The organism is Mycobacterium sp. NPDC003449, from assembly GCF_053588415.1.
Window position 1 is genome coordinate 1 of the sequence record NZ_JBSFPX010000348.1, and the last position, 2,911, is coordinate 2,911.

Consider the following 2,911-nt stretch of genomic DNA (forward strand, 5'->3'; position numbering starts at 1 on the left):
TCATCCGGGCGATGGGCGGCAGCGGAAAGGTGGTGACGGCCGCGGGTCTGGTGTTCGCCTCCACGATGCTGGCGATGCTGGCCAGCGATGTCCGGACCATCGGGCAGGTGGGATCGACCATCGGTATCGGCCTGCTCTTCGACACCCTGGTGGTGCGGGCGTTCATGACACCGTCCATCGCCGCACTGCTGGGCCGCTGGTTCTGGTGGCCGCTGCGGGTGCGCTCCCGTCCGGCCGGCGCACTGCCGCGGACCACCGGGCCACGGCCGTTGGTGCGTTCCCTGCTGGTGTTGCCCGAAGACCGCGGATCTTGATGACCGCGCGGGTGATTCACCGGCTCGCGGTTCCGATCATCGTCGGCTGGTTGGTGATCGTGGCCGCCCTGACGTTCGCCGTTCCCTCCCTCGAAACCGTCGGGCGGCAGTACTCGGTGTCGCTGGTTCCCAGGGACGCCCCGTCGTTTCAGGCGATGCAGCGCATGGGCACCAGCTTCGGCGAATCCGATTCCGACAGTGTGGCGATGGTCGTCCTGGAGGGGCGGGAACCCCTCGGCGCCGAGGCGCACCGCTACTACGACGAGCTGATGCGGCAACTGAAGGCCGATACCCGGCATGTGCAGCACGTGCAGGATTACTGGGGAGATCCCCTGACCGCCACCGGCGCCGAGAGCACCGATGCCAAGTCGGTCTATGTCCAACTGAATCTGGCCGGCAATCAAGGCGAATCGCTGGCCAACGAATCCGTGGCGGCGGTGCGGGAAATCGTGCGGCGGACGCCGCCCCCGCCGGGCGTCGAGGCCTATGTCACCGGCCCCGCCCCGTTGGTGTCGGATATGAACCACGCGGGTGACAAGTCGATCGTCAAGATCACCGTGGTCACGCTCGCGGTGATCTTGACGATGCTGCTCTTCGTCTACCGATCGATCGTCACCGCGGTCCTCCTGCTGACCATGGTGGGGATACAGGTGCAGGTGGCCAGGGGTGTGGTGGCCCTGCTCGGCGAGCACCAGATCATCGGACTGTCGACGTTCGCCGTCAATCTGCTGGTCTCGCTCGGGATCGCGGTGGGAACTGATTACGGGATATTCTTCCTCGGGCGTTACCAGGAGGCCCGGCAGGCCGGCGAGGATCGAAATGCCGCCTTCTACACCACCTATCGCAGTGTCGCCAAGGTGGTCCTCGGTTCGGGTTTGACCATTGCGGGGGCGATCTTCTGCCTGAGTTTCGCCCGGCTGCCCTACTTCCACACCATGGGTGTCCCGACCGCGGTGGCCATGGTGGCCGCGGTCGCGGTGGCGCTCACCCTGATTCCGGCGGTGATCGTGGTGGGCGGGCGGTTCGGGTTGTTCGAACCCAGACGCAGGATCATCGTCCGTCGATGGCGGCGGCTGGGCACGGCGATCGTGCGTTGGCCCGCACCCATTCTCGTGACGGCGTGCGTGATCGCACTGATCGGGCTGCTCGCCCTGCCCGCGTATGAGACGAGCTACAACGACCGGCTGTACGTGCCCTCGGACATTCCCGCGAATCTCGGGTACGCGGCCGCCGAGCGACACTTCCCACAGTCACGCATGACACCGGACATCCTTCTGGTGGAGGCGGACCGGGATATGCGCAATCCGGCGGATCTGTTGATCTTGAACAAGTTGGCCAAGGCGATCTTCGCTGTTCCCGGCATCTCCCGGGTGCAGGGGATCACCCGGCCCGAGGGCAATCCGATCAGCCGGACCTCGATACCGTTTCTGCTGAGCCTGCAGAACGCCAGCCAGCAACAACTGTTGCCGTTCCAGCGAGATCGCATGGGTGACCTGCTCAAGCAGGCCGACGATATCGCGGAACTGATGAATCTGATGAATCAGATGTACGACGTGACGCAGAGAATGGCGGATACCACCCACGATATGACGCAGACCATGCATGAGCTCGAAGTGGACGTCAAGGTGTTGCGGGACCATATCGCGGACTTCGACGATTTCTGGCGCCCCATCCGCAACTACTTCTACTGGGAGCCGCACTGTTTCGACATCCCGTTGTGCTGGTCGATGAGATCCCTGTTCGATTCCCTGGACTCGGTCGCCACGGTAGTCGACAACCTGCACGATCTCGTCGGCCAGGCCGATCGGCTGGATGAGCTCATGCCGCAATTGATCCAGCAGTTCCCGCCGATGATCGCATCGATGCAGGCGATGCGGACCATGACCCTGACCATGCACAGCACCATGATGGGCGCGTTCGCGCTGATGGACGAGATGAGTGCGAACGCGACGGCCATGGGCCGGGCCTTCGACGAGGCCCGAAACGACGACTCCTTCTACCTGCCGCCCGAGGTCCTGGAGAACGCGGACTTCAAACGCGCGATGGCCCTGTTCTTCTCGCCGGACGGGAGGTCGGTCCGTTTCATCATTTCGCACCGGGGCGATCCCGCGACGCCCGAAGGCATCGCCCGGGCCGATGCGATCGTCAGCGCCGCGCAGGAGGCGCTCAAGGTGACCCCGCTGGAGAACGCCAGGATCTATCTGGCCGGGACCTCCGCGACGTTCAAGGACATGCGCGACGGCTCCGCATACGACCTGCTCATCGCGGGTGTGGCCGCGCTCTGCCTGATCTTCGTCATCATGTTGCTGATGACGCGCAGCCTGATCGCCGCCCTGGTCATCGTGGGTACGGTGGCGCTGTCGTTGGGCGCGGCCTTCGGGCTTTCGGTGTTGATCTGGCAGCACATTCTCGGCATCCACCTGCACTGGCTGGTGCTCGCGATGTCGGTGATCATCTTGTTGGCGGTGGGGTCGGACTACAACCTGCTGCTGGTGTCGCGGATGAGGGAGGAGATCGGCGCGGGCATCAACACCGGCATCATCCGGGCGATGGGCGGCAGCGGAAAGGTGGTGACGGCCGCGGGTCTGGTGTTCGCC

At 64.7% G+C, this 2,911-nt stretch carries 2 protein-coding genes; both read left to right on the forward strand.

Annotation, left to right across the window (positions count from 1 at the left end; genetic code table 11):
* The coding region (locus ACWDTP_RS38100) for an MMPL family transporter (protein ID WP_450028388.1) at positions 1-314 on the forward strand (314 nt) is incomplete at its 5' end.
* Positions 314-2,911, forward strand: a 2,598-nt coding sequence (locus ACWDTP_RS38105) for an MMPL/RND family transporter (protein ID WP_450028389.1), incomplete at its 3' end; no start/stop codon positions are given. The genes ACWDTP_RS38100 and ACWDTP_RS38105, both read left to right, overlap by 1 nt.